Origin of the sequence: Microbacterium sp. 2216-1 (assembly GCF_046507855.1) — a bacterium.
In the GTDB taxonomy this organism is placed as follows: Bacteria; Actinomycetota; Actinomycetes; order Actinomycetales; family Microbacteriaceae; genus Microbacterium; species Microbacterium esteraromaticum_C.
Window position 1 is genome coordinate 107,099 of the sequence record NZ_JBKFTM010000001.1, and the last position, 23,976, is coordinate 131,074.

The window sequence follows — 23,976 nt, forward strand, 5'->3', positions numbered from 1 at the left end:
GAACGGAATGACTGGACACATGAGCATGACCCCCGAACAGGCCGCCTGGTTCCAGGGCACCTTCACCCGCCTTGTCGACAACGTCGACAAGGCGCTGCAGGGCAAGCGCGACGTGGTGGGGCTGGTGGTTTCGGCCATGCTGGCCGAGGGGCACGTGTTGCTCGAAGACGCCCCGGGGACGGGCAAGACCAGCCTCGCCAAGGCGCTCGCCGCCACCGTGCAGGGCACCAGTTCTCGCATCCAATTCACGCCCGACCTGCTGCCCTCCGACGTCACCGGAGTGACGATCTACGACCAGCAGGCCCACCGGTTCGAGTTCCACAAGGGGCCGATCTTCGCGTCGATCGTGCTGGCCGATGAGATCAACCGTGCCTCGCCGAAGACCCAGTCGGCGCTGCTGGAGGTCATGGAGGAGTCGCGGGTCACGGTCGACGGTGTCACTCACGAGACGGGGCGCCCGTTCCTGGTGATCGCGACGCAGAACCCCGTTGAGCAGGCGGGCACGTACAAGCTGCCCGAGGCGCAGCTCGATCGCTTCCTGATCAAGACGTCGATCGGCTACCCCGATCTGGCCGTCGCCGAACGTATCCTCGCGGGGGCATCGCAGCGCAACCCCTCGGCGGCGCTGTCTGCGGTGATCACGACGGGGGCGGTCGCCGACATGGCTGACCTCGCCGCGACCGTTCACGTGGAGGGCGCTGTACTGCGCTACGCCGCGGAGCTTGCCGAGGCGACCCGCAACGACTCGGCGATCCGACTGGGTGTCTCGGTGCGCGGTGCCATCGCGATGGTCCGCATCGCGAAGGTGTGGGCGGCGGCGCAGGGGCGCCACTACGTGCTCCCGGATGACATCAAGATGCTCGCGCGTCCGGTCTGGCAGCACCGACTGCTGCTTGACCCCGAGGCGGAGTTCGCGGGCACGACGGCCGAGACCGTCATCGCCCGGGTGCTGGAGGGCGTCGCGGCTCCGCAGGCGCGCACCGCAGCCTGATGGCGCAGGCGACGGCGGCCCCGGTGGGGGAGCAGCAGGCGGGGTGGCGCGATGTCGCCGCCCTGCTCGGTGCGCGTGCGCTGCGCCGGCTGCAACTCATCGCTTCGGCCGTACGCCCTCTGGGATGGACGCTGATCGGCCTGACGGTGCTGTTCTGGGCCGTCGGCGCCGTGTGGGGCTGGCGTGAGCTGATCGTCGCGGCGTGGATGCTGGGCATCGTGCTGCTGATCTGCGCGGTGTTCCTGATCGGTCGCACCACCTATGACGTGACGCTCGATCTGGCGCGCACGCGGGTGGTGGTCGGGGAGCGGGCGATCGGCGCACTGACGCTGGCGAACCGCAGCACTCGGGCGATTCTGCCCTCGCGCGTGGTGCTGCCGGTCGGCGCGGGGCGCGGCGACTTCTCGATCCAGCGACTCGCGGCGGGCGAAGAGACCGAAGAGCTGTTCACGATCCCCACGCAGCGTCGCGGTGTGGTGCAGGTGGGTCCGGTCAGCATCGTGCGCGGCGACCCGCTGGGCGTGTTCGAGCGGGCGCATCGTCGTGATGAGCCGGTGGATCTGTACGTGCATCCCAAGACGGTGCTGTTCGGCGGTCAGTCACTCGGCTTCTTGCGCGACCTCGAAGGGCTTCCGGCCGCCGATCTGTCGCGTGATGACGTGTCGTTCCACGCGCTGCTGGAGTACCAGCCCGGTGACGACTTGCGGCATGTGCACTGGCGCTCCACTGCACGCACGGGCGTGATGATGGTGCGGCAGTTCGAAGAGACCAGGCGTTCACACTTCGTGATCGGTCTCTCGCGCTCGCGGGCCGACTACCGCACCGACGACGAGTTCGAACTCGCGATCTCGGCTGCCGGCTCGATCGGGTTGCGCGCCCTGCGCGACTCGCAGCGGGTGGACGTGCGCGTGCAGGGCAGGGAGCTTCCGGCGAGCACCGGCAAGCGCCTGCTCGACTCGCTCGCGCTGGTCGAGCAGTCGAAGCCCCGCGAGGGCGGTATCGCCGACCTCGCCGGTGTGCTGGCCGCCACGATGCCGTTGGCGAGCATCGTCGTGCTGGTGTGTGGTTCGAGCGTGCGCGCCGAGGATCTGCGGCAGGCGTGTGCCCGGATGCCCTTCGGAGCCAGAGCACTCGCGGTCGTCGTCGAGTCGGGGCGTGAGCAGCCCGCGCTGCGCCGTATCGGCGAGGCCGACGTCGTCACGATCGGTGCCCTCGACCAGTTGCCCCTCGCACTTCAGAAGGTTCTCGCATGACCGCCCCCGTCACGCCCGCGTTGCCGGTGCGCCGCCTGGTACTCGACCTCGTCAGCGTCGGCGTGCTGCTGCTGGTCGCCCTGGTCGGCTTCTGGCCGACGTTCGCCGGTCCGTCCTTCCTCATCGCCGCGATCGGCGGAGTGCTGCTGGGGCTCGGCGTCGCGGCGGTGTGCGCGTGGCGGCGGTGGGGCATCCTGATCGTTTCGGGCCTGACGATCGTCGTGTACTTCGTCTTCGGTGGTGCGCTGGCTCTGCCGCACACGACGATCGCCGGCGTCGTGCCGACGTGGGACACCCTCAGCGGTCTCGCGCTGGGCGCGATCACCTCGTGGAAGCAGTTGTTGACGACGGTCGCCCCGGTCTCGGCGCACGACGGGCATCTGCTCGTGCCGTTCCTGGTCGGTCTCGTGTGTGCGGTCACGGCAGCATCGCTCGCACTGCGGTTGCAGCGCGCCGTCTGGGCGCTGATTCCCGTCGTCGGTGCCATCGTGCTGGTGATCGCCCTCGGCGTTCCGCAGCCGGCGTTCCCGATCGTGCAGGGCATCGTCATGGCGGCGGTCGCCGTCGTCTGGCTCTCGCTGCGCGCCTGGTGGGCTCCGCAGGCGTCGGCTGTCGACGTCGCCGAAGCCGACCCGAGCCGTACCCGGCAGATGCGTACGCGCCGCCTGATCAGCGGTGTCGCCGTGATCGCGGTGGCCGCCGGCGCCGGTATCGGCATCAGCGCCGTGACCGAGCCGTCGCAGCCGCGCCACGTGTTCCGCGACGCGATCATCCCGCCGTTCGACATCCGCGACTACGCCAGCCCCCTGCAGTCGTTCCGCAAGAACGTGCGCGACCAGAAGACCGAGACGCTGTTCGCCGTCGAGGGCCTGCCCAAGGGCGCACGCGTCCGTATCGGCGCGATGGACCACTGGGACGGCATGGTGTACAACGTCACCGATGGTGGCCCGGGCTCGTCCAGCGCCTTCACCCCACTGCGCTCGGACATGGCGCCCGAGGCGCAGGGCGTTCCCACCACGCTGCGTTTCACGATTGATCAGTACGCCGGGGTCTGGGTTCCCGGTGCACCGGCGATCGACGAGATCACCTACACCGGGTCGCGGGGCGAGCAGCTGCGCCGCAGCAGCTACGTCAACACCACCACCGACACGGCGGTCGCGACCGCCGGCCTCGAGAAGGGCGACACGTACACGATCGAGGCGATCGTGCCCGTGACGCCGACCGATGCGGAGCTGAAGGATGCGGCGTTCGCGAACGTCAAGCCGCACACGCCCGCGTACGCCCCCGAGGACCTCGCGAAGATCGCGGCGGATGCTGTCGCCGACGCCGAGACACCGATCGAGCAGGTGCGTGCGCTGGAGGTGCACTTCTCGAAGGAGGGCTTCTTCAGTCACGGTCTTGAAGGAGAGGTGCTGTCGCGGGCCGGCCACACGGCTGAGCGCATCAGCACGCTGCTCGGGGGCGATCAGCTGGTCGGCGACGACGAGCAGTACGCCGTGGCCATGGCGCTTGCGGCGGGCGAGGTCGGGATCCCGGCCCGCGTGGTGATGGGCTACTACCCGGGCGATGACCGTGCGGGCAAGGATGTGTTCGAGGCGACCGGCGACGACGTGCACGCCTGGGTCGAGGTGCCCTTCGAGGGCATCGGCTGGGTGGCGTTCGACCCGACGCCGCCCGAGGACCAGGTTCCCAGGAACCAGAACACCAAGCCCCGGGTCGATCCGAAGCCGCAGGTACTGCAGCCGCCGCCTCCGCCGCAGGAGCCGGTCGATCTGCCGCCGACGGTGCCCGACGAGCGCGAGCCCCAGGACGAGAAGAACAACATCCTTGGCATCCTCGGGATGATCCTGGCCATCGCCGGACTCTCGCTGGGCGCACTGTTGCTGCTGCTGTCGCCGTTCATCGTGATCGGGGCGTGGAAGGCGGCGCGCCGCCGCGCTCGCCGCACCGCGGGGACGCCCACGGATCGCATCAGCGGCGGATGGGACGAGCTCACCGACCGTGCCATCGACCACGGCGCCCGGCTCACGCCGGGGGCGACGCGGGGCGAGGAGGCGGCCGTCGTCGCCTCGGCCGTCACGGTACCCGCGGCCACGGCGCTCGCCGACCGGGCAGACCGACAGGTCTTCGGTCCGGGCGAGCCGACCGCTGAAGAGGTCGACCTCTTCTGGCGCGAAGTGGACGAGGCGGTCGGCGGCATGCGCGCCGGCGTCGGATTCTGGGCGCAGGTGAAGGCGCGCCTCAGCATCCGCTCCCTCGCGGGCGGCACCCGTCTGGTCGAGCGCGTGCAGGATCTGCGCGCGGCTGCTGCCGCGCGCATGCGTCGCGAACCTGGCAACATCGATACGAACCGCCCGAGCTCCGAGAGTGAGACCCGATGACGATGCTTCCCTTCGGCGAGGTCGCACCCATTCAGCGACGCGTCATCGCGTACATCCTCGACGCTCTGATCGCGGGTGTCATCCCGGTTGTGGGCACGATCATCGTCGTCGGCATGCTGACTACGGCGGCCACTTCAGACGACCCGACGGCAGGGGTGCTCGCGGCGACATTCGTCGTCATGCCGATCATCGGGCTGGCGCAGTTGGCCTGGCTCATCGTCTACACGCTGATGCAGGCGGGATCGGGGTCGATCGGCATGCGCGCCCAGGGGCTACGGCTCGCCTCGGCGCGGGACGGCGAACCGATCGGCTTCTGGCGCGCGCTGCTGCGCAACATCGTGTTCGCCCTGGCGGGCTCGATCGTGGTCGGGTACTTCTCGCCGCTGTTCGATGGTTCGGGGCGGTATCAGGGGTGGCACGACAAGGCGGCGGATGCCGTGATGCTGAACGCCCGCGCGGCGGTGCCGGAGGCGTCCCTGAGCACGATGGCGATGCCCGTTCCCGAGACCGGCGCCCCGCTGCCCCGGCCCGGTGCCGGGTTCGCGACCCCGCCGATGCCGCCGATGCCCGCTCCGCCGCTGCCGACAGCCTCGGTCGGCCAGCCGATCGCGCCGATCGCGCCGGAGTCGTTCGCGCGTCCCGCGGCGTCGGATGCGGCAGCACCCGGCGTTCCGGAAGAGACCGTCGTTGCTCCGCACCGTAGCGAGGCGTTGCCCGGTGACCCGCTCATCTCGTTCGTGCCCGGCGTGACACAGCAACCGCCTGCGCCCGTGGGGCCCGAGGTAACCCCAGCAGCGCCGACGCCCACAGCGGCCCCAGCTATGCCGGCGCCCGCAGCTCCGACCACTCCGCCGGTCCCTGCCGCGCCCGTTTCCGATGCCGCGCCCGGTTCCGACCCGGCGCCCGAGCAGCCCGTGGCATCCGCTGCGGAGCCGGCGCCGTTCCACGCCGAGGGAGAGCTTGACTCGACCCGTATCAGCATCCCCGGGCACCGGCTGGTGTTCACCTGGGATGACGGCCAGCGCGCGACGGTCTCGGGCCGCACGCTGTTCGGACGCAACCCCGAGGCCGAATCCGGCGCGGCGGTCGTTGCCGTGCGCGACGAGACGCTCTCGCTGTCGAAGACGCACTTCGAGGCCGGAGCCGAACCGACCGGCGGCTGGATCATGGACCGTGAATCGACCAACGGCACCACCGTCGTGCGCGACGGGGTGCGCATCGCATGCCCTCCCGGGCAGCGGATCCCGGTACGGCTCGGGGATGCGATCGAGATCGGTGACCGCATCGTCACCATCGGCGGTTTCGCATGACCGCACCGCTGACGGTGGTCGCCGGTTCATCCACGCATACCGGCCGACGTCGAGCGCTCAACGAGGACTCCTCTCTGGCGTGCGCGCCGGTCTTCGTCGTCGCCGACGGCATGGGCGGGCACGAGGCGGGTGAGCGCGCCAGCGCCGCGGTCACGACAGCGTTCGCTGCGCTGATCGGGCGCGAGTCGCTAGGTCTCGACGACGTACGTCAGGCGCTCGCGCGTGCCCGCGAGGCGGTCGATGCCCTCGTCACGACGACGACCGCCCGGGCGGGCACGACGCTCAGCGGTGTGGTGATCTCGTCGGTCGACGGTCTCGGCTACTGGTTGGCGTTGAACATCGGTGATTCGCGCACGTACCGGTTCGCGGGTGGCGAGCTGGAGCAGATCACGGTCGATCACTCGGTGATCCAAGAGCTCATCGATGCCGGCGAGCTCACGGCCGAGACCGCCATGCACGACACCCGGCGCAACGTCATCACCCGCGCGATCGGGGGCGGTAGCAGCGGAGACGCCGACTTCTGGCTGTTCCCGGCCGATGCGGGTGATCGGATGCTGGTGTGCTCGGACGGTCTCACCGCCGAGGTGCCCGATGCACGCATCCGCGAGGTGCTCGCGCAGGAGCGCAACCCGCAGCGTGCGGCGGCCGTGCTCACGGCCGAGGCGGTCGAGGCGGGCGGACGCGACAACATCACGGTTATCGTCGTCGACGCGACGGCGGTGGCCGCACGACCGGGGGCGGTCGTGCTGTCGGATGAGGTGGATGAAGCCACTCGTCCGCGTGAAGTTCTGAACGGAGGGGCTCGATGACTCACTTCTCATATCGATCCGGTAGCTGGCAGGTCGTCGTGGAGGACGGCGGCGTGGTCGCCGTCCCGGGCGACGTCGCGATCGATCGCGTCGTGCGCCTGACGCGGATGCTGCAGCAGGGCACCCCGGCGCTGACCGACGTCATCGATGTGCTGGCTGCCGGCTCCATCGCCTCGCTGGGATCGTTCGCCATCGCGCTCACACCGGGAGGTTCCGTGCGGTTCGCCGTGCGCGGCCCTGTTTCGGTGAGCATCGAGGCAGAGACGGGCACCGAGAGTGTCTCGGGTGCGGATGTCAGCACCTGGAGCGAGCGTTTCGTCGTCGACCCGAAGGGGTTCGCTCTGACGCTGGAAGAGGCGCGCGGTCACACGGCGCTGCCGATCCGCTCCGGAGTGGTGCTCGCCGCGTCCATCACGACGGGGCAGGACGCCCCCGCAGAATCCGTCGTTGCCACAGCGGATGCCACGGGCGCAACATCCGCGCCGGCACCCGACGTTGTGGCCTTCCCCCCGGCGCCGGTCGCCGCAGACGGCGCGCACGCGCAGCACACCCTGATCCCGGCGGAGTACACCTTCGGCTCGGAGACCGAAGCGCTTCTCGGGGCGGATGCCGCAGACGAACCCGCCGCTGATGAGCCCGCCACCGAGGAAGCGCCGCTCGCGCCGGCGATCGATGCGGCTCCCGTGCCGGAGCCCCTGTCGGATTCGGCGCTCGAGCAGACGATCCACAAGGCACCGACGCCCCCGCCGCCTCCGGCGCACGTTGTCGATTCGACGCCTCCGGCGCCCGGTGTCGCTTCGCCGCCTCCGGCGCCCCCTGTCGCTCCGCTTCTCGCCCCGCCCGCGCCTGCGGCATCCGCTCCGTTCCCGACCATCGCCCCGCCCCTGCCGCCGGTGCCGCCCGCGCCGGTCGGTCTCGGCGACCACGACGGGGCGACGATCTCGCTCGCCGAGGCGCGTCGGCTGCGCGCCGAGGGGACTGTTGCGCCCGCCGACCCCGAAGCGCCGACCGAGATGATCCCGACAGCTGACGAACCCACGGCCGCACACGGGACGGCGCGGCTGTCCACCGGCCAGGTCGTCGAACTCGATCGCACCGTGATCATCGGGCGCCGTCCACGCACGACGCGTGCCAGCGGCGAGTCGATGCCGCACCTCGTCGCGGTCGACTCGCCGCAGCAGGACATCTCGCGCAGCCACCTCGAGATCCGCCCCGAGGGCGACTCGGTCGTCGTGATCGACCTGCGCACGACCAACGGGTCCACACTGATCCGGCCCGGAACCGACCCGGTGCGCCTGCACCCGGGTGAGCCCACCCTGGTGCTCGGCGGCGACGTCGTCGACCTCGGCGACGGCGTCACGGTCACCTTCGAGGGGCTTGCATGAGCAGGCCGCCGTCCGTCCCGCCCCAACTGCCGGGGTTCACGTTCGTCCAACCGCTGGGGGCCGGCGGCTTCGCCGATGTGTTCCTGTACGAGCAGCAGATGCCGCGCCGTCGCGTCGCGGTCAAGGTGCTGCTCGCCGACCGCATCACCACCGGCGCCGCGCAGGAGTTCACCGACGAGGCGAACGTGATGGCGATGCTGTCGACGCACCCCGCGATCGTCACCATCTACCAGGCGGGCGTCGCCGGCGACGGACGCCCGTACCTGGTGATGGAGTACTGCCCGCGTCCGAACCTGCAGGCGCGAGCACGCAAGGAGCCGTTCTCGGTGGCCGAGGCGCTGCGCGTCGGCATCCAAGTAGCAGGTGCGGTCGAGACCGCGCACCGCGCCGGCGTGCTGCACCGCGACATCAAGCCGGCGAACATCCTGGTCACCGAGTACAACCGGCCCGCGCTCACCGACTTCGGCATCGCCTCGACCGCCGGGGCCGTGACCGAGGCGGCCGGGATGTCCATTCCATGGTCGCCGCCCGAGTCGTTCGCCGAGCCGCCGCGCAGTGGACCCCGCACCGACGTGTACGCGCTCGGCGCCACGGTCTACACGCTGCTGGCCGGGCGCTCGCCGTTCGAGCGGCCGGGGGAGCGCAACACCAGTGCCGACCTGATCGAGCGCATCGAGCGGATGGCGGTGCCGCCACTCGGACGCCCCGATTCCCCGGCCAGCCTGCAGGCCGTTCTCGAGCGCGCCATGGCGAAGAACGCAGATGACCGCTATCCCAGCGCCGTCGCCTTCGCCCGCGCCCTGCAGAAGGTGCAGATCGAGCTCGCCCACTCGGTCACGCCGATCGACATCGTCGACGAGCACCACTCCGGTGACGACCACGAGGATGACGACGACGGACTCACGCGCGTACGTGAGGTCACGTCGATCCAGCCGAGCGCCCCCGGCGAGACGCGCCCCTCGGCAGCCACCGAACCCCGCTATCAGCCCGTCTCCGACGCACCGCGCTTTGACAGTCCGCCCGCGGCGGTGCACCTCGAGCAGACGCAGGTGCGCGCACCCGCCCCCGTGGCGCCCGACGCCGACGATCGTACGCAGTTGCGTGCGCCGGCCGTGGTGTCTCCGACGGGCCCGGCCGCGCCAGCGGCGTCTGCCGAACGGCCCGCGGCCCACGCCGCCGACGGGGCTCCCGCGGCGGCAGAGCCGGCACGACGACGGCGGCGCGGCTGGATCGGCTGGACCGCCGCGGCTGTGGCGGTCGTGATACTCGGCGTCTTCCTGGTGTTCAGCGATGCCATCACCAGCGCGCTGATCCCCGCACCGCAGCCCGTGGCATCCGCCGAACCGCAGCCGCAGGACGTCGTGTCGAAGATCGTCCCACCGGTCGACGATGTGCAGGGCACGCGGTCGGGCGACGAGGTGACGTTCTCATGGGTGAACGCCGAACCGCAGGACGGTGACACCTACATCTGGCAGCAGGTCACGCTCGACGGCGGTGAGACGCCGATGAGCACCGAGACGACGACGGTGACGCTCGACGGCGCGCATCCCGCGCGCACGTGCATTGAGGTCACGCTGGTGCGCAGCGATGCCAGGGCATCGCAGCCGGTCCGGGGGTGCGTCGATTGAGTACTGTGACGATCGAGTTCGCGGGGGAGTACTTCACGGTCGAGGCGGACTCGTCATTCACCGTGGGGCGCGAGGGCGATCTCGCCCTGGATGAGAACCTCTATCTGCACCGGAACTTCCTCGAGATCGTGCACAACGGCGACCTGTGGTGGCTGGCGAACGTCGGCAGCCGGCTCACCGCGACGGTGACCGACTCCCAGGGCGGGGTGCAGGCCTGGCTCGCGCCCGGGGCGCGCCTGCCTCTCGTCTTCGAACGCACCACGGTGGTCTTCGCAGCCGGGCCGACCACGTACGAGCTGACCGTGCACGCGGCCGAGCCCGCGTTCCGGGCGACGCGTCGAGCCTCAGACGGCGACGGCGTGTCGACCATCGGTGAGGTGCCGCTGACCGAGAGTCAGAAGCTGCTCATCCTGGCGCTCGCCGAACCGCAACTGCGTCGGGACGGCACCGGCATGAGCGAGATCCCGACGACGGCCAAGGCCGCGGAGCGTCTGGGCTGGACCGTCACGCGGTTCAACCGCAAGCTCGACAACGTGTGCCAGAAGCTCGACCGCGTCGGGGTGCCCGGAATGCGGGGCGGCCAGCGCAGTTTCGCCACCAACCGCAGGGCTCGACTGGTCGAGCACGCCGTGGCCACGCGGCTGGTGACCCGCGCCGATCTGACGATGCTCGATGCGCCCCAGGCCGACCCCGAAGGAGAACTGGAGTGATCTGGGAGATCGACGACGGCGTGAAGGCCATCGAGGGGCTTGACGCGCACGGCCGCGCCGACCCCGCCTACGCCGCCGCGCTGGGGCTGCGCGCCGCGCCGGGCGGGCGCCGTGCCCTGGCCGCACTGATCGAGGTGGGCATTCTGCTGGTGCTGGCACTGCCCGGTGTGTTGGCGATGACACCGGTCGTGGTGCGGGTGGCGGCAGGTGAAGCCGACCTGGAGCGGATGCTGGCGCGGGGCGAGTTCGCATGGCCGATCACGGCGATGATCATCTCGAACGCCCTGGTGACGATCTTCGTCGTGGTGCAGCTGTTGCTGCACGGCCGTAAGGGGGTCACGGTCGGCAAGGCTCTCTGCGGCATCCGCACGGTGAACGTGCGCACGCTGGAGCGCCCCGGGTTCTGGCGCGGCGCCGTCGTGCGGTACCTGGTGCTGAGCGCGTCGTTCCTGATCCCGCTGCTCGGACCTCTGCTCGTCGTAGCGTTCTCGCCGCTGTTCGACAGTGAGCGCCGCGGTCGCGGCTGGCTCGACCAGGCGGCGGCGACCTGGCTGGTCGACACCCGGCACGGGCTGAACCCCTACGACGTCAAGCGCATGCGCATCGCCCGCAAGACGCTGAGGACCCCGGAGCACAGTCAGAAGCCCGCGCTGCCGTCGCTGGCGACACCGGTGGACCGCGATGCGCCGTCCGAGTACATCCCCTCGGGGCGGTTCTCGGGCGGTGTGATCGGCGCGCACCGCACCGCCTCCGCCCCGCGGACGGGTGAGGCCGGTGCGATCCCGCCGGGCGCGCCGGCCCCTGTATCCGCGGACGCTGTTTCCGCGGCCCCGGTCTTGTCGGATTCTGGGGCGGGCTTCGCACCCGCCGCACCGTCGGGGATGGTGGATGCTGTACCCCCGCCGCTCGCATCGGGGCAGCTTCTGGACTCGTTCGCCTCGCGGGCATCCGATGCACGGGCACCGGCACCGGCACCGGCACCGGCAATGCCTGCCGCTGCGCCACCCGCCCCGGTGCCGGCACCCCCCCCGGCGCCGGCACCCGCCGTGGCCAGTCCTGCCGAGGCCGCGTCTGCAGCATCCGACCCCACCCCGAGCGGCGCGGTCAGCGCCGCTCGCGCCGTGCTCGTTCTCGACACCGGCGTACGCGTCGAGGTGCGCGGTGCGACACTGCTCGGTCGCGGCCCCGCACCGGTCGCGGGCGAGGGGCCGGTGCAACTCGTGCCGGTGCCCGATGACACGCTCTCGGTCTCAAAGACCCACCTGGCGTTCCTGCCAGCACGGCGGGGAGTGCTCGTCGTCGACCGGGGATCCACCAACGGCAGCAGCCTGCTGCGCGCCGGCGGCGAGATCCCGCTGACACCCGGAGACCCGACACCACTGCAGACCGGCGACGTCGTGCGCTTCGGCGATCGCTCGCTGAACGTCGAGCGCGCATGACAATCGTGAAGATCCAGGAGAACCGATGAGGGTCAAGCTCACCCTGCGCCGGCCCGGCGCACCGCTGACGGACATCGTCATCATGGCCGATTCGACCGCGACGGTCGCCGACGTCGCGGGGCAGATCGCCACCGCTGACCCCCAGCGCACCATCGCCAGCCGCGACGGCGATGTGCTGAGCCTCGCCGTCGCACCGCCGACGAGCGATGATCTGGTGACGCTGAACCCCGATCTGCTGATCGGCGATGCCCCGGTCGGCTCGGGCTTTCTCGCCGAGATCGTCAACCTCGGGCCGAATCGCGCGGCAACCGCCCCGACGAGCAACCGACCCGCCGCGCTGCTCACGGTGTTGTCCGGGCCGGCGGCGGGGCAGGAGTTCCCGCTGCCGGTGGGGCACTTCTTCATCGGGCGCGATGCGGCCAGCGACGTCACCCTCAACGACCCGCTCGTCTCGAAGCGCCACGCCCGCATCGAGGTCGCGTCGACCTTCGTCGAACTCGTCGACCTGAACTCCGCCAACGGCATCCTCGTCGACGGTGGGCTCGTGCAGCGACTGCGTGTGATCCCCGGGCAGAGCTTCACAATCGGCGACTGTGAGCTGGTCGTGCGTCTCGTCGGCGACTTCGACGGCTCGGCCGAGACCGACCCGGTGCTCGAGCGCGGTGGCGCGCTGCTGTTCAACCGCAGCCCCCGTGTCGAGGAGCGCTACGTGGGCGACGACCTGCCCGAGCCGCGCTATCCGAAAGACCAGGTGCAGCGGCTGTTCCCCTGGCCGATGCTCATCGCGCCGATCCTGCTGGGCGCGGCGATGTTCTTCATCTTCGACAACCCGCGCTCGCTGCTGATCATGGTGATGTCGCCGATGATGATGTTCGGTAACTTCATCTCGCAGCGCACGCACATCGGCCAGCGACTGCGCAAAGAGGTCGAATCGTTCGAAGAGCAGTTCGAGCGGCTCGAAGAGAAGCTGTACCACGCGCATCCTCACGAGCGTGAGGTGCGGCAGAACGAAGTGCCCGCCGTCGCCGTCGTGTTCGACGAGGCCATGCGTCTGGGACCCCTGCTGTGGACCCGACGGCCCGAGCACTGGAACTTCCTCGCGGTGCGTCTCGGGGTGAGCGAGGACCTCGCACGGACGCGCATCAAGCGGGCGGAGACGCCCGAGGCGCTGGTGGAGTACGTCGAGCGCGTCGACCGCCTCGAAGAGCGCTACAAGATGATCGGTGACGTGCCGATCCTCGAATCGCTGCAGAGCGTGGGGTCGATCGGCGTCGCCGGACCCACGTCCGTGGCGAGCGATGCCCTGCGCGGACTGGCCGTGCAGCTGTTCGGTATGCACTCGCCCAATGAACTCGTCGCGGTCGCCCTCACCGAACCCGGCTGGGCTCAGGAACTCGACTGGCTCAAGTGGCTTCCGCACACCTCCAGCGAACGCAACCCGTTCAAGGACGTGCCGCTGGCCGATTCGGCGTCAACCGGCACAGCCCTGCTGAGCGGGCTCGAAGAGCTGATCATGCGCCGAGCCAAGGCAGCGAGCTCGCCCCGCCCGCCCTACGGCGACGACTGGGATCCGACGTACTTCGGCACCGACGTCAAGCGCGCGGCCGAAGAGGCGAGCTTTCCCGGGCAGACGGCCGTGCTCGTCATCGTCACAGGCGACGCCCCCGTCGACCGCGCCCGCCTCACGCAGATCCTTGAGCGCGGGGCCGACGTGGGCGTGTACGCGCTGTTCGTCGCGCCGGTCGTCGAGGCGCTCCCCGCGGCGTGCCGGAGCTTCATCGACGTCACCGGCGGACTCGCGGATGCCACCGTCGGCACGGTGCGCAACGGCGTCGACTATCAGCGCGTGCAGGTCGAGGGCGTCTCGCACGCGTACATGACGATGCTCGCCAAGCGGCTCGCGCCCGTGGTCGATTCCAGCACGGTCATCGAAGACTCCTCAGATATCCCGGGGTCGGTGATGTTCCTCTCGCTGGTCGGCTCGGAGGTGGCATCCGACCCCGCCGCGGTCATCGACCGCTGGCGACAGAACAACACGATCATCGACCGCTCGGGCACCCCTCAGCCGCGCCTGAAGAAGGCCGGCACCCTGCGCGCGATCATCGGGCAGTCGCAGACCGACGCCATGACGCTGGATCTGCGCACCCAGGGTCCGCACGCCCTGGTCGGCGGTACCACGGGTGCGGGAAAGAGCGAGTTCCTGCAGGCGTGGGTGCTCGGCATGGCCGCGGCGCACAGCCCCGACCGGGTCACGTTCCTGTTCGTGGACTACAAGGGTGGTTCGGCCTTCGCCGACTGCGTCGACCTGCCGCACACAGTGGGCCTGGTCACCGACCTGAGCCCGCATCTCGTGCGCCGGGCACTCACCAGCCTGCGCGCCGAGCTGCACCACCGCGAGCATCTGTTCAACCGCAAGAAGGCCAAGGACTTGCTCGAACTTGAGAAGCGCCGCGACCCCGAGACCCCGCCCGCGCTGGTGCTCGTCATCGACGAGTTCGCCGCGCTCGCCGGCGAGGTGCCGGAGTTCGTCGATGGGGTCGTCGACATCGCCCAGCGCGGCCGGTCTCTCGGCATCCACCTGATCATGGCCACGCAACGGCCCGCCGGCGTCATCAAAGACAACCTGCGCGCCAACACCAACCTGCGCGTCGCACTGCGCATGGCCGACGAATCGGATTCGAAGGACGTCGTCGACGACCCGATCGCCGCGTCGTTCCCCCCGTCGATCCCCGGGCGTGGCATCGCGAAGACCGGGCCGGGTCGGCTGGTGCCGTTCCAGTCGGCGTACGCCGGCGGCTGGACCACCGACGAGGAACAGGTCGCCGAGGTGAAGGTGGCCGAGCTGCGCTTCGGATCCACCCAGTTGTGGGAGGCCGAGCAGGAGCCGGAGTCCGACTCGCACGATGAGGATCTCGGACCCACCGATCAGAAGCGCATCGTCGCGTCGCTCGTGACGGCTGCATCGCAGGCCGGCATCCCGGCGCCCCGGCGCCCCTGGCTGGACGACCTCGAGCACGCCGTCGACCTGCGTGATCTGCCGTTGCGCGGCGACGGTGAGATCGTGCTCGGCAAGACGGACGTCCCGGCGCGGCAGCTGCAGGAGCCGACGTACTTCGTGCCCGATAGGGACGGCTCGTTGCTGATCTACGGCACCAGCGGATCGGGAAAGTCGACCGTGCTGCGCACGATGGCGATCGCGGCCGGTCACGACCCGGCGTCGCACGTCGAGGTGTACGGGCTCGACTTCGGTTCGGGGGCGCTGCGCGCGCTCGAAGTGCTGCCGCACGTCGGCTCGATCATCGCCGGTGACGACGCGGAGCGTGTGCAGCGCGTCCTGCGCTCGCTTGCGCGCGTGCTCGACGAGCGCGGCAAGCGCTTCAGCGCGGCGAATGCTGCCAACCTCACCGAGTACCGTGAGCTGACCGGGCGCGACGAGTCGCGCATCCTGCTGCTCATCGACGGGTTCGCGCAGTTCCGTTCCGAGTGGGAGTCGACGACGGCGCGGATGCCGTTCTATCAGACGTTCATGCGGATCCTCGGCGAGGGGCGACCGCTCGGCGTGCACGTGGTCGCCACCGCCGATCGTTCCGGGTCGGTGCCGACGGCCGTCAGCGCGAACGTCTCGCGACGCGTCGTGCTGCGTCTTGCCGAGGAGTCGGCGTACGGCATGCTCAACGTGCCGAAGGATGTGCTCGATGAGCGCTCCGCTCCCGGACGGGCGATCGTCGACGGCCTCGAGACGCAGATCGCCACGCTGGGGGGAACGCCGAACGTGGCGGAGCAGACCAAGCTGCTCGAGAAGCTCGCCGCCGACCTGCGGACGGCCGGCGCCCGCGAGGTAGCCGAGATCGGCGCACTGCCGACCAGGCTCTCGGCGCGCGAGCTGCCGGACCGCGTCGGGGAGTTCCCGGTGCTCGGTGTGGCCGAGGACACCCTGGCCGCGCGGGACTTCGACCCGGTGGGAACGTTCGTGGTGGCGGGCCCTCCGCTGTCGGGCAAGACCAACGCGTTGAAGGCGCTGATCACCTCGATGCGCCGCTTCGACCCCGAGGTGCGACTCTTCCACTTCGGCGGGCGGCGCGCGCAGCTGAAGGACTGGGCCGACTGGACGCGCAGCGCCGTCACCCCCGATGCCGCCAAGGAGCTGGCGAAAGAGATCGCCGAATTGGTCGCCGACGAGGCGCTCCCCATGCGGCTGATGATCGTCATCGAGGATGTGCCGCAGTTCGCCGACAGCCCCGCCGAGCGCGACATGAAGGCCATGTTCCAGGCGATAGGCCGCAGCGATCACTTCCTCGTCGGCGATGCGGACGTCACGCAGGTCACCAGTGGGTTCGGTTTCATCGGTGACTTCAAGTCCGGCCGCAAGGGCATCATCCTCAAGCCCGACGCCTTCGACGGTGACTCGGTGTTCAAGGTGCCGTTCCCGAAGGTTAAGCGCACCGACTTCCCCGAAGGTCGAGGCATCTTCGTGCAGGCCGGCCGCCAGGTGACGGTGCAGATGCCGCTGGTGGAGGGCGACTCCCTTGCGCCTGCACCGACGGCGACAGCACAGTCGGTGGCGCCATACGGCCGATGAACCTCCTCGAGTCGTGCACGGCCGTCGCCGAACACGCGCAGGCCGATCAGGCGCCCGGCGCAACCGCATCGATCGCGATCACCGATCCGACGGGAGCACTCCTGGAGATCCTGCGGATCTCCTTGGTGCCCTTCCCTCTGTCGGAGGCGGATCAGCGGGCGGCGCTGCAGGCCGATGGTGCACTCCTCGTGCACAACCGCCCGTTCCGCTCCCGAAACCTCGGCGAAGGGATCGAAGCCGTGGCGATCGCGGGCGGAAGCACGCAGCTCGGCTCCGCGCGCTGGCTCTTCTGCCGGCCGACGGGCTCGGTGCTGGCCGTCCTGGGACCCGTGCCCGCACGCGTGATCGGCGCCCTCACCCCGTCCGCGCGATCCGTGCTCGACATGGCCGCCGTGCAGGGGCTGGAAGCCGACGGCGTGCCCTTCGCCCAGCAGGAGCCCGTGGCTCTTGTGCCCGCCACAGACGAGGATGCCGGATGGGACAGGTGAAACGAGAAGCCAGCGCTGTCGCACAGGTCGAGCAGATGACCACATGGCATCCGCTGGAGTGGTGGCGTATCGAAGCGGGCGCATGGAACGGGCACCGCGAAGTGTTGGATGCGCTGCGCGCGGTGGCTCCGTCCGCGGTGCGGCCCACGTTCGCGCCCGGTCGGCCGCCCATCTGGGCGATGCTCTACGTCGCACTCAGCCTTGCGGCTGCCGTCACCCCCGCCGCCGCAGCCTTCATCGCCTACCGTGCTGTCGTGCGCGACCGCGTCGACCCGCTGGTGCTGGCACCACTGGGTATCGCAATCCTGCTGGCCGCTCTCGTGCTGGCCGCCGATCTGGTGCTGTTCCGCAACGTCACGCGTGCACGAGTCGCTTCCGGCTCGCATGCCCTGGGGCTTGCCCACCTGATCCCGTCGCTGGCGCTGCTCGGACTGATCGCCTTCTGCGCCGCAACCGGGCGGCTGGGGCCCGACGCGTGGTGGACCTGGGCGGTGGTGCTTGATGTTCTCGTCGGCGTGGTGCTCATCGTACAGGGACGCCCGGCACGGGCGACGGCACCCGAGACGCCGGACTTCTCGGCGGTCGACGCCGTAGTCGCCGGTATCACGCCCCCACAGCGGGACGCGGTGCGGGCAGACCTCGAGGCCGCGATCGCTCAGCTTCAGCAGCGTGGCGTGATCGGCGACGAGGAGGCCGCCATCGCGCGCTCTGCACCGCTCGGTCGCCTCGGCTCGACCCTCGTCGTCCCGGCGGCCTGACAGACCCGGTCTTCGTCGGACGTCGCACCCCGGTCCAGACAATCGGCAGTCGAACGGGGAGTTGTCCCCATCGACGGCCGTCGTGATTGTTCCGTAGGGTTGTGGTTGTCGGGCCGGCTGGTCCGGTCCAATCGATTTGGCGGCGGTGTTGACGATGGCCGATTTCGGTGCGTCTTATGCGGAGATGGAGCAGGTGGCGTCGTCGTTGTCGCAGGCTCGTGATGACATTCAGGGTCAGCTGGACACGCTGAAGAGTCAGGTGGCCACCCTGCTGGGTGAGGACTTCAAGACGCAGCACGCGTCGAGCAAGTTCGGTGAGCGCTATGGCGAGCTCACTACCGGTCTGAAGAGTGCTGTTGACGGCATCAATGACATGTCGGAGTCGCTGCTGGGCATGATGCGCGCGATCCAGGATCTGGATCAGCAGCTCGCCGGCAGCTGACCACTTCAACAACTGTGCAGAGGGGGCGACCGATGATCCCGGTGCCCGCGACCATCGACGCCGATGTGGAGTCCTGGGCGCGGGACAGGGCCGAGCCGCTGCGCTCCGTGCACGGTCTGGACGAACAGCGGATCTCAGTGATCGTGGCTGCGCTCGTGGTGGCGCACCGGCTGGCGGCTAGGGGGCGCGGCCAGTTCTTCCTGCTCTTCGATCCGCTCAGCAAGCTCGTCGCGCCGTTTCACGTGGTCATCTCCGAAGGCGAGCTGGCACCCACAGCGCAGCGGAACTTCCTGCTGCCGACAGCGCCGCGGCCACCTGAGCTTCGACTCACGTCGGAAACAGCGTTCGGCGTCGGCTGCTCGTCGACGCTCCTGACCACGCGTCCCGGGACGGCCGAGATCCGGTGGCTCTTCGTCGCCACCGGGATGACCCTGGCGGCGACGCTCGCGCCGGTGGCGACTGTTGCGACGATGTCGATGGGCATCACCGCTGAGGATCTCCTCGGCGCGCTCAGCGTCGAAGGCGGACGACTGGGCCGCTCCGCTGTTTTCGAACCGGAGGCGCTCATCGCCGAGACGCGTGATGCGCAGGAGGAGTGGGCGCTGTGAGTGCGGACGTGAGTCGGGAGATCGTTGAGAACGCCGAACGCTGGGGCGGGCTGAACTGGTGGGAGCTCGAGGCCGGGCTCTTCCGCGATCATCCGAAGATCCGCAGCGCACTCAGCACGATGTCGCCGGCTGCGGCCCGATGGTACTTCGCCAAGGGCAGGATCGATCCTCTGCAACCGATCATTGCGCTCATGCACCTCGTCGCACCGGTGCTGCCGGCGGTCGCGCTCGTCGTGCTCGCCTCCCGTCACCTTCCGCGTCCGGACGGTGCGAGTTTTCTGCCGGCTGTGATCCTCATCGCGATCGCGGTGCTGCTCGGAACGATCAGCCTGATCGGCAATGTGCGTCATCGCGATGAGGTCGAACCGCGCACCGCGATCATGATCGGCTGGGCCCACCTCGTTCCGTCGCTGATTCTGCTGGTCTTCGTCGTTCAGGCGCTGGCTACCGGCCGCTCGGCCGATGCGCAGCCGTGGATGGTCGTCGTGTTCGCGCTTGACGCCATCGTTGGTGTTCTCTACCTCGTGCTCACCCCGCGGCCGAAGGATCGCGCTGCAGCGCGGGTCGAGCGTGCGCGTGCGCTCTGGCGCAACGCGATGGCGACGCTGGTTGCGGCGGACGAAAAGAAGGTGCGCGCAGAGCTCGCCGGCGCGATCGATGTCCTTCTCGAACGCGACCTCATTGACCGGGAAACCGCCGATCGTGCGCGGGAAGCGCCGCTCGGCCTGCTGGGCGTTACGCTCGCGCCCGCATTGATGGCGAAGGCGAGCTCTCCAGGAGGGCATGATGCAGAGAGTCGGCCGCTCGCTCCCCTGATCGAAGAGGCCGAGGAATGGACACCGCTGGACTGGTGGAAGCTCGAGATCAGGTCTTTCATCGTGGCGCCTGCCGTTGTCCGCGACCTGTCGATCATCGCGCCGCAGGAGGCCGTGCAGGCTGAGTACACGAAGATCACGGGTGCCAGCTGCCTGCGCTCGCTCAGTTACCTGTACGCGATCGTCGGCCCGCTCGTCGGCGCGGCGATGATGATCCGGTGGGCGTGGACCAGCGGCGACAACTTCGACCTGCCTTTGGTCACGGCCGGTATCCTCACAGCCCTCGCTCTCATCGTCGGTGTCTACGGCCAGCTCCAGGGACACAGGCACCCGCGGGCGGTCACGGCAGGCAGTCTGCGTACGCTTGCGCTGCTGCACATCATCCCGGCGGCCGTGTCACTTCTCATCGCCGCAACTGCGGGCCGGAGCCAGCTGGCCGGGCCTGACGTGCTGTGGATCGTCGTCATCGCGGCAGATGCGCTCTTACACGTCGTACTCCTGGTGCGCGGTCCGGTGCGACCAGGTGGTCCGCAGAATGAAGTCGGCAACATCAGGCAGGGCCTCACCGAGACGCCGCAGCACGTCCTCGATGAAATCCAAGATCGGCGCCGTTCCGCGATCGAGCTGCTGCGTTCACGCGACCTCATCGACGCTGGGGCCGCCGCGCGGGCGAATGCCGCGCCGCTGGGTGAGCTTGGTCTGACGATGGCGTCCGAACTGGCAAGGCATCTGCCTGACGCGCCCGCCGGCGCTCCTCCCCAGGCGTGAGCTCGCGGGGGGAGCCCTCCCCATCGGCGCTGCCCAACGGGAACGGCGCAGTCCTTGTATGATGCAATCGTCCTGGCCATGGTCTGGGTCGACCAGGAGGCATGATCGGTATGGCTACGGCGGAAATCGTGCGTCTGAAGGGCGAAGAAGAAGAGGTGGTCGCGATCGCCGTCGCGGCAAAGCGGACCGTCGCCTACCACCGCGACCTGCAGCGTGAGCTGATGCCCCAGCTCAGCGCGCTGCACGCCGCCCGGCGCGAGATCACAACTCCGCATCCGCAGTTGCAGACGCCGTCGGCAGAGGTCGATGCCCGGGGGCGCGGAATCGTGTGGACCATCCTGTTCGCGGTGAGCCTGGTGGCCGCAGTCGTCGCCGTTGCGATGCTCTCTCCGCTGGGTCCGCGCACGAAGTGGGTCTCCCCTGAGGCCGCGGTGCAGATCGCCATGCCGGCGCTGATCATCGCCGCGATCGCCGGGGTCGGTGCCCTGATCTTGCGCCCCGCACGAGGACGCGCCGCAGTCGCGACCGTGCTCTCGTCCATCGTCACCATTCTGCTTGCCGCCGTTTTCCTGTTCCGCCTGGTCGGTGGCGGAGGGGACAGAGGCTTCACGGCCGAGCAGCTCGGCCCCTGGCTCGCTGGCGCGGGCATCCTGCTCGTGGTCCTGATCGCCCTGACCTGGCGGCTCGACCACCTTCGCCGGAGCGATGTGTTTGCCGAAGGAGGCATCCCGAAGGGCAATCGCGAGGCGCAGGCCGACGCTCGTCGCGTGCGGGAGTCCGCGCGACGAGCGGCGAAGCTGACGCCAGCCACCGCCGCAGCGCGGGATGAACTCCGACAGCAGTGGGCGCATGTGTTGCGGCAGCGCGGCGCGCGCACCGAGGCCGCGGACCAGGCCGCAGAAATCGGGCCCGTGGCCTGGCTGGTCTGGACGGTGTACGACGGCGACTTGGATGTCTCCCTGCTGCTTCGCTGACGGCGTGCTGGTCGCGGTCGAGAACAAACGAAGCTGATCACGCGCGACGCGCCCTCGACGCAGCGGCCAACGCCGCGACATGGTGATTGGCTACGGTTGAGTGATGGCTCTTCCCCCCTCGGATGCCCGGTGGCAACGCAGAGCGACGACCACCTACCTGCTGTTGAGGCTGGCTCAGGCCGCGACTTTGATCGTGTATCTCGTCGGCTCACTTCTGCTGACGGGTGGACAGTTCAAGCAGGGGCAGGGGCCGATGTGGGGTGAGGTGCTGTACTTTCCACTCTTCTCCGTTCCGGGCTGGTTGATGGTCGGCGTGTCCGTGCTCGGTGTGCTGCTCGTGATCCCCGTGCTCGTCTTGGCGAGGGTGAGTGACGCGGGGCGGATCGGCGGCGCGTTCGCGGCGACAGGCGCCGCGGCGGTGGCGTCCTTCATGTTCGCGGCGGTGCTTCCCGCGGAAAGCGCTGGCGAACTCGCCCTGCGGTGGACGGCGGCCTGGACGGACGGTGGGGTCGCCATCGTGCTGATGGTTCTCTCTCTTGTTCTCTCCGTCCGTTCCGACCGTGCACGTGAGCGCGCCGGACTGCCCAAGTGGACAGGGATGGAGGATGACGACCAGCACTGACGTCGGTCGATCAGGGACAGGAAGTCGAGGATCCGCCCGTACGCCTCGATGGGGAGTTCTCCCCATCGACGGGTTCTCTGGTCGGCCCGTAGTGTGGTTGTTGTCGGGCCGGGGTGGTCCGGTTCGGGTGATTCTCGGAGGTGTTGTTGATGGCCGATTTCGGTGCGTCTTATGCGGAGATGGAGCAGGTGGCGTCCTCGCTGTCGCAGGCTCGTGATGACATTCAGGGGCAGTTGGACACGCTGAAGGGTCAGGTGGACACCCTGCTGGGTGAGGACTTCAAGACGCAGCACGCGTCGGGCAAGTTCGGTGAGGGCTATGGCGAGCTGACGACGGGTCTGAAGAGTGCTGTTGACGGCATCAATGACATGTCGGAGTCGCTGCTGGGCATGATGCGCGCGATCCAGGATCTGGATCAGCAGCTCGCCGGCGGCTGAACCCGCTCTGCACGAGAAGGGGTCGACGGAGCCGCCGGCCCCTTCTCTCGCCCATAGCCGAGTCTTCTGACCAGAAGGACCAGAGATGGATGTACTGCTCGACCGCGCCCGCCTCCGCGATGCACGTGACACGCTGAAGTCCGCGAAAGCCGACTTCGACGAGGCGGCCTCGATCAACGACCGACTTGAGGAAGCTATCGGCAACCCGCAGGGCAAGTCCCAGCTGCGCGACCGAGTCGGTTGGTTCGAGGCGAACTGGTCGGGAAACCGACACGACCTCACGCAGGCGATCGAGAACGTGTACAAGCGTCTCGACGGGATCATCAACGGCTGGGACGACTGGGAGGCGGAGGCATCCGCCTCGCTCGAAAGCGAGGAAGGCAGCCCATGAGCCAGTCACCATTCACGGGGAACGTGCTCCGTCAGTTTGAGGGCACGCCCGACACGATCGCAGCCACGGCCACGCAGTACAAGGAGCTTGGCTCCGCGATGAAGCGCACCGCTGACACTCTGCGTGACATCGCTTCCTCGCAGGTCAGCATGGGTACTGACAGGCTGAAAGAAGATGCCGAGAGCATCGAATCCGATCTCCGCAGCGCCGGCATCCGGTACGAGGGCACCGGCAAGGCGCTCGCGCCCTACGCGACCGCGCTGGAGACGGCGCGCGGCTGGTACACGCAGAATCACGAGGCACTCGAAGCCGCCGAGCGCGCCTACAAATCCGCCCTGAGCAGCCAGCAGGACACGATCTTGATGCCGACGGGCGACGCGGATGAGCAGGCGCAGAACGTGAACGATGCGGCGAACGCCGTCGACGCGGCCGACGATGCTCGTGATCCGCTGTGGCGGGCTTATGACAGCGCGTACTCGGCCTGGGAAGAGGCCTTCGACAGGGCTGCCGACGGCGTCGCCGATGCCATGGATGCTGCAGACAACGACGACGGCTTCTGGGAAGCAATCTCCGAAGCGCTGACCTGGATCGGGCGTGCGATCATCGTGCTCGCGGTTGTCGCGCTGTTCGTGGTCTCCAGCCCGTGGTCGAGCATCCTGCTGGCGGCCACGCTCGCCCTCTCCGCCGTCCACCTGATAGGTACCATCTATCTCTACGCGAACGGCAAGACCAACCTCTCGGATGTATTGTGGAGCGCCTTCGGTCTTGTCACGGCCGGAGTCGGTGGCCTCGCCGCACGCGCTCTCAAGCCAATCGCCGAGGGCGGGAAGGGGCTGTTGGCCGCTTCGCAGAGCGCATCCAAGCTGCCGGTTTTCGCGAGCGGTGTCCGCACCGCTTCGATGCCTCAACTCGGCGGTTTCGTGAACCCGTTCTCCACGCTCGCCCGAGGCAGTGAGTGGGCTGCGCTGAGCAAGTGGGGTACTGCTCTCGCCGACTGGACGGCGAAGTCGGGGCCGCGCAGTGTGACGATCGCGGATGCATGGGCAGACGTCGTCGTGCAGAGTGTGCCGAGAATCGGCGGAGCCGGAATCACCGCGCAAGGCGCATGGTGGAGCGGCGTGCTTGGCGGCCTCTTCAGCGACAGGCAGAACCCGTTCGGCTTCTCGTTCGGGCGCCCGTAAACTGGCG

The 23,976-nt window shown here is 69.3% G+C and carries 20 protein-coding genes; all 20 read left to right on the plus strand.

Annotated elements, in window-relative coordinates; all coding sequences use genetic code 11:
* The first annotated feature begins 19 nt into the window (after positions 1-19).
* The 20 genes from ACLD0U_RS00465 to ACLD0U_RS00560 all read left to right on the plus strand — a co-directional run bounded on the left by ACLD0U_RS00465 (position 20) and on the right by ACLD0U_RS00560 (position 23,969).
* Complete coding sequence (locus ACLD0U_RS00465; RefSeq protein WP_206550624.1) at positions 20-991, plus strand: AAA family ATPase; 972 nt, start codon at positions 20-22, stop codon at positions 989-991.
* The gene (locus ACLD0U_RS00470; protein WP_410339510.1) at positions 991-2,244 is read left to right on the plus strand and encodes a DUF58 domain-containing protein; all 1,254 of its coding nucleotides are present in this window, start codon (positions 991-993) and stop codon (positions 2,242-2,244) included. The genes ACLD0U_RS00465 and ACLD0U_RS00470 overlap by 1 nt, the downstream gene beginning before the upstream one ends.
* Entirely contained in the window at positions 2,241-4,625 is a 2,385-nt protein-coding gene (locus tag ACLD0U_RS00475; RefSeq protein WP_410339511.1) for a transglutaminaseTgpA domain-containing protein, read from the plus strand. Before ACLD0U_RS00470 ends, ACLD0U_RS00475 begins: the two co-directional genes overlap by 4 nt.
* The gene (locus ACLD0U_RS00480) at positions 4,622-5,935 is read left to right on the plus strand and encodes an RDD family protein (protein WP_410339512.1); all 1,314 of its coding nucleotides are present in this window, start codon (positions 4,622-4,624) and stop codon (positions 5,933-5,935) included. The genes ACLD0U_RS00475 and ACLD0U_RS00480 overlap by 4 nt, the downstream gene beginning before the upstream one ends.
* The gene (locus ACLD0U_RS00485) at positions 5,932-6,744 is read left to right on the plus strand and encodes a PP2C family protein-serine/threonine phosphatase (protein WP_224818347.1); all 813 of its coding nucleotides are present in this window, start codon (positions 5,932-5,934) and stop codon (positions 6,742-6,744) included. Before ACLD0U_RS00480 ends, ACLD0U_RS00485 begins: the two co-directional genes overlap by 4 nt.
* The gene (locus ACLD0U_RS00490) at positions 6,741-8,129 is read left to right on the plus strand and encodes an FHA domain-containing protein (RefSeq protein ID WP_410339513.1); all 1,389 of its coding nucleotides are present in this window, start codon (positions 6,741-6,743) and stop codon (positions 8,127-8,129) included. The genes ACLD0U_RS00485 and ACLD0U_RS00490 overlap by 4 nt, the downstream gene beginning before the upstream one ends.
* Entirely contained in the window at positions 8,126-9,757 is a 1,632-nt protein-coding gene (locus tag ACLD0U_RS00495; RefSeq protein ID WP_410339514.1) for a serine/threonine-protein kinase, read from the plus strand. Before ACLD0U_RS00490 ends, ACLD0U_RS00495 begins: the two co-directional genes overlap by 4 nt.
* On the plus strand, positions 9,754-10,467 hold the full coding sequence (locus tag ACLD0U_RS00500) for a hypothetical protein (protein WP_179409229.1): 714 nt from the start codon (positions 9,754-9,756) through the stop codon (positions 10,465-10,467). The genes ACLD0U_RS00495 and ACLD0U_RS00500 overlap by 4 nt, the downstream gene beginning before the upstream one ends.
* The gene (locus tag ACLD0U_RS00505; RefSeq protein WP_410339515.1) at positions 10,464-11,906 is read left to right on the plus strand and encodes an RDD family protein; all 1,443 of its coding nucleotides are present in this window, start codon (positions 10,464-10,466) and stop codon (positions 11,904-11,906) included. Before ACLD0U_RS00500 ends, ACLD0U_RS00505 begins: the two co-directional genes overlap by 4 nt.
* A 25-nt stretch (positions 11,907-11,931) precedes the next feature.
* Positions 11,932-16,485: an FtsK/SpoIIIE domain-containing protein gene (locus tag ACLD0U_RS00510; protein WP_410339516.1), complete on the plus strand. Its 4,554-nt coding sequence runs from the start codon at positions 11,932-11,934 to the stop codon at positions 16,483-16,485.
* The gene (locus ACLD0U_RS00515) at positions 16,482-16,973 is read left to right on the plus strand and encodes a hypothetical protein (protein WP_224818353.1); all 492 of its coding nucleotides are present in this window, start codon (positions 16,482-16,484) and stop codon (positions 16,971-16,973) included. Before ACLD0U_RS00510 ends, ACLD0U_RS00515 begins: the two co-directional genes overlap by 4 nt.
* Positions 16,961-17,731: a hypothetical protein gene (locus ACLD0U_RS00520; protein ID WP_179409225.1), complete on the plus strand. Its 771-nt coding sequence runs from the start codon at positions 16,961-16,963 to the stop codon at positions 17,729-17,731. The genes ACLD0U_RS00515 and ACLD0U_RS00520 overlap by 13 nt, the downstream gene beginning before the upstream one ends.
* Positions 17,732-17,885: 154 nt before the next feature.
* Positions 17,886-18,173, plus strand: a complete 288-nt coding sequence (locus tag ACLD0U_RS00525) for a WXG100 family type VII secretion target (protein WP_224818354.1) — start codon at positions 17,886-17,888, stop codon at positions 18,171-18,173.
* A 32-nt stretch (positions 18,174-18,205) separates the two neighbouring features.
* Positions 18,206-18,781: a hypothetical protein gene (locus ACLD0U_RS00530; protein ID WP_179409223.1), complete on the plus strand. Its 576-nt coding sequence runs from the start codon at positions 18,206-18,208 to the stop codon at positions 18,779-18,781.
* A gap of 287 nt (positions 18,782-19,068) precedes the next feature.
* Positions 19,069-20,364, plus strand: coding sequence for a hypothetical protein (locus tag ACLD0U_RS00535; RefSeq protein ID WP_410339517.1), 1,296 nt, complete (start codon positions 19,069-19,071; stop codon positions 20,362-20,364).
* 110 nt (positions 20,365-20,474) lie between these two features.
* On the plus strand, positions 20,475-21,338 hold the full coding sequence (locus ACLD0U_RS00540) for a hypothetical protein (protein ID WP_179409221.1): 864 nt from the start codon (positions 20,475-20,477) through the stop codon (positions 21,336-21,338).
* 103 nt (positions 21,339-21,441) lie between these two features.
* Entirely contained in the window at positions 21,442-21,960 is a 519-nt protein-coding gene (locus ACLD0U_RS00545; RefSeq protein ID WP_224818357.1) for a hypothetical protein, read from the plus strand.
* 149 nt (positions 21,961-22,109) lie between these two features.
* Positions 22,110-22,397, plus strand: a complete 288-nt coding sequence (locus tag ACLD0U_RS00550; RefSeq protein ID WP_179409214.1) for a WXG100 family type VII secretion target — start codon at positions 22,110-22,112, stop codon at positions 22,395-22,397.
* A gap of 85 nt (positions 22,398-22,482) precedes the next feature.
* Entirely contained in the window at positions 22,483-22,788 is a 306-nt protein-coding gene (locus tag ACLD0U_RS00555) for a hypothetical protein (protein ID WP_224818358.1), read from the plus strand.
* Positions 22,785-23,969, plus strand: a complete 1,185-nt coding sequence (locus ACLD0U_RS00560) for a hypothetical protein (protein WP_410339518.1) — start codon at positions 22,785-22,787, stop codon at positions 23,967-23,969. The genes ACLD0U_RS00555 and ACLD0U_RS00560 overlap by 4 nt, the downstream gene beginning before the upstream one ends.
* Positions 23,970-23,976: the final 7 nt, after the last annotated feature.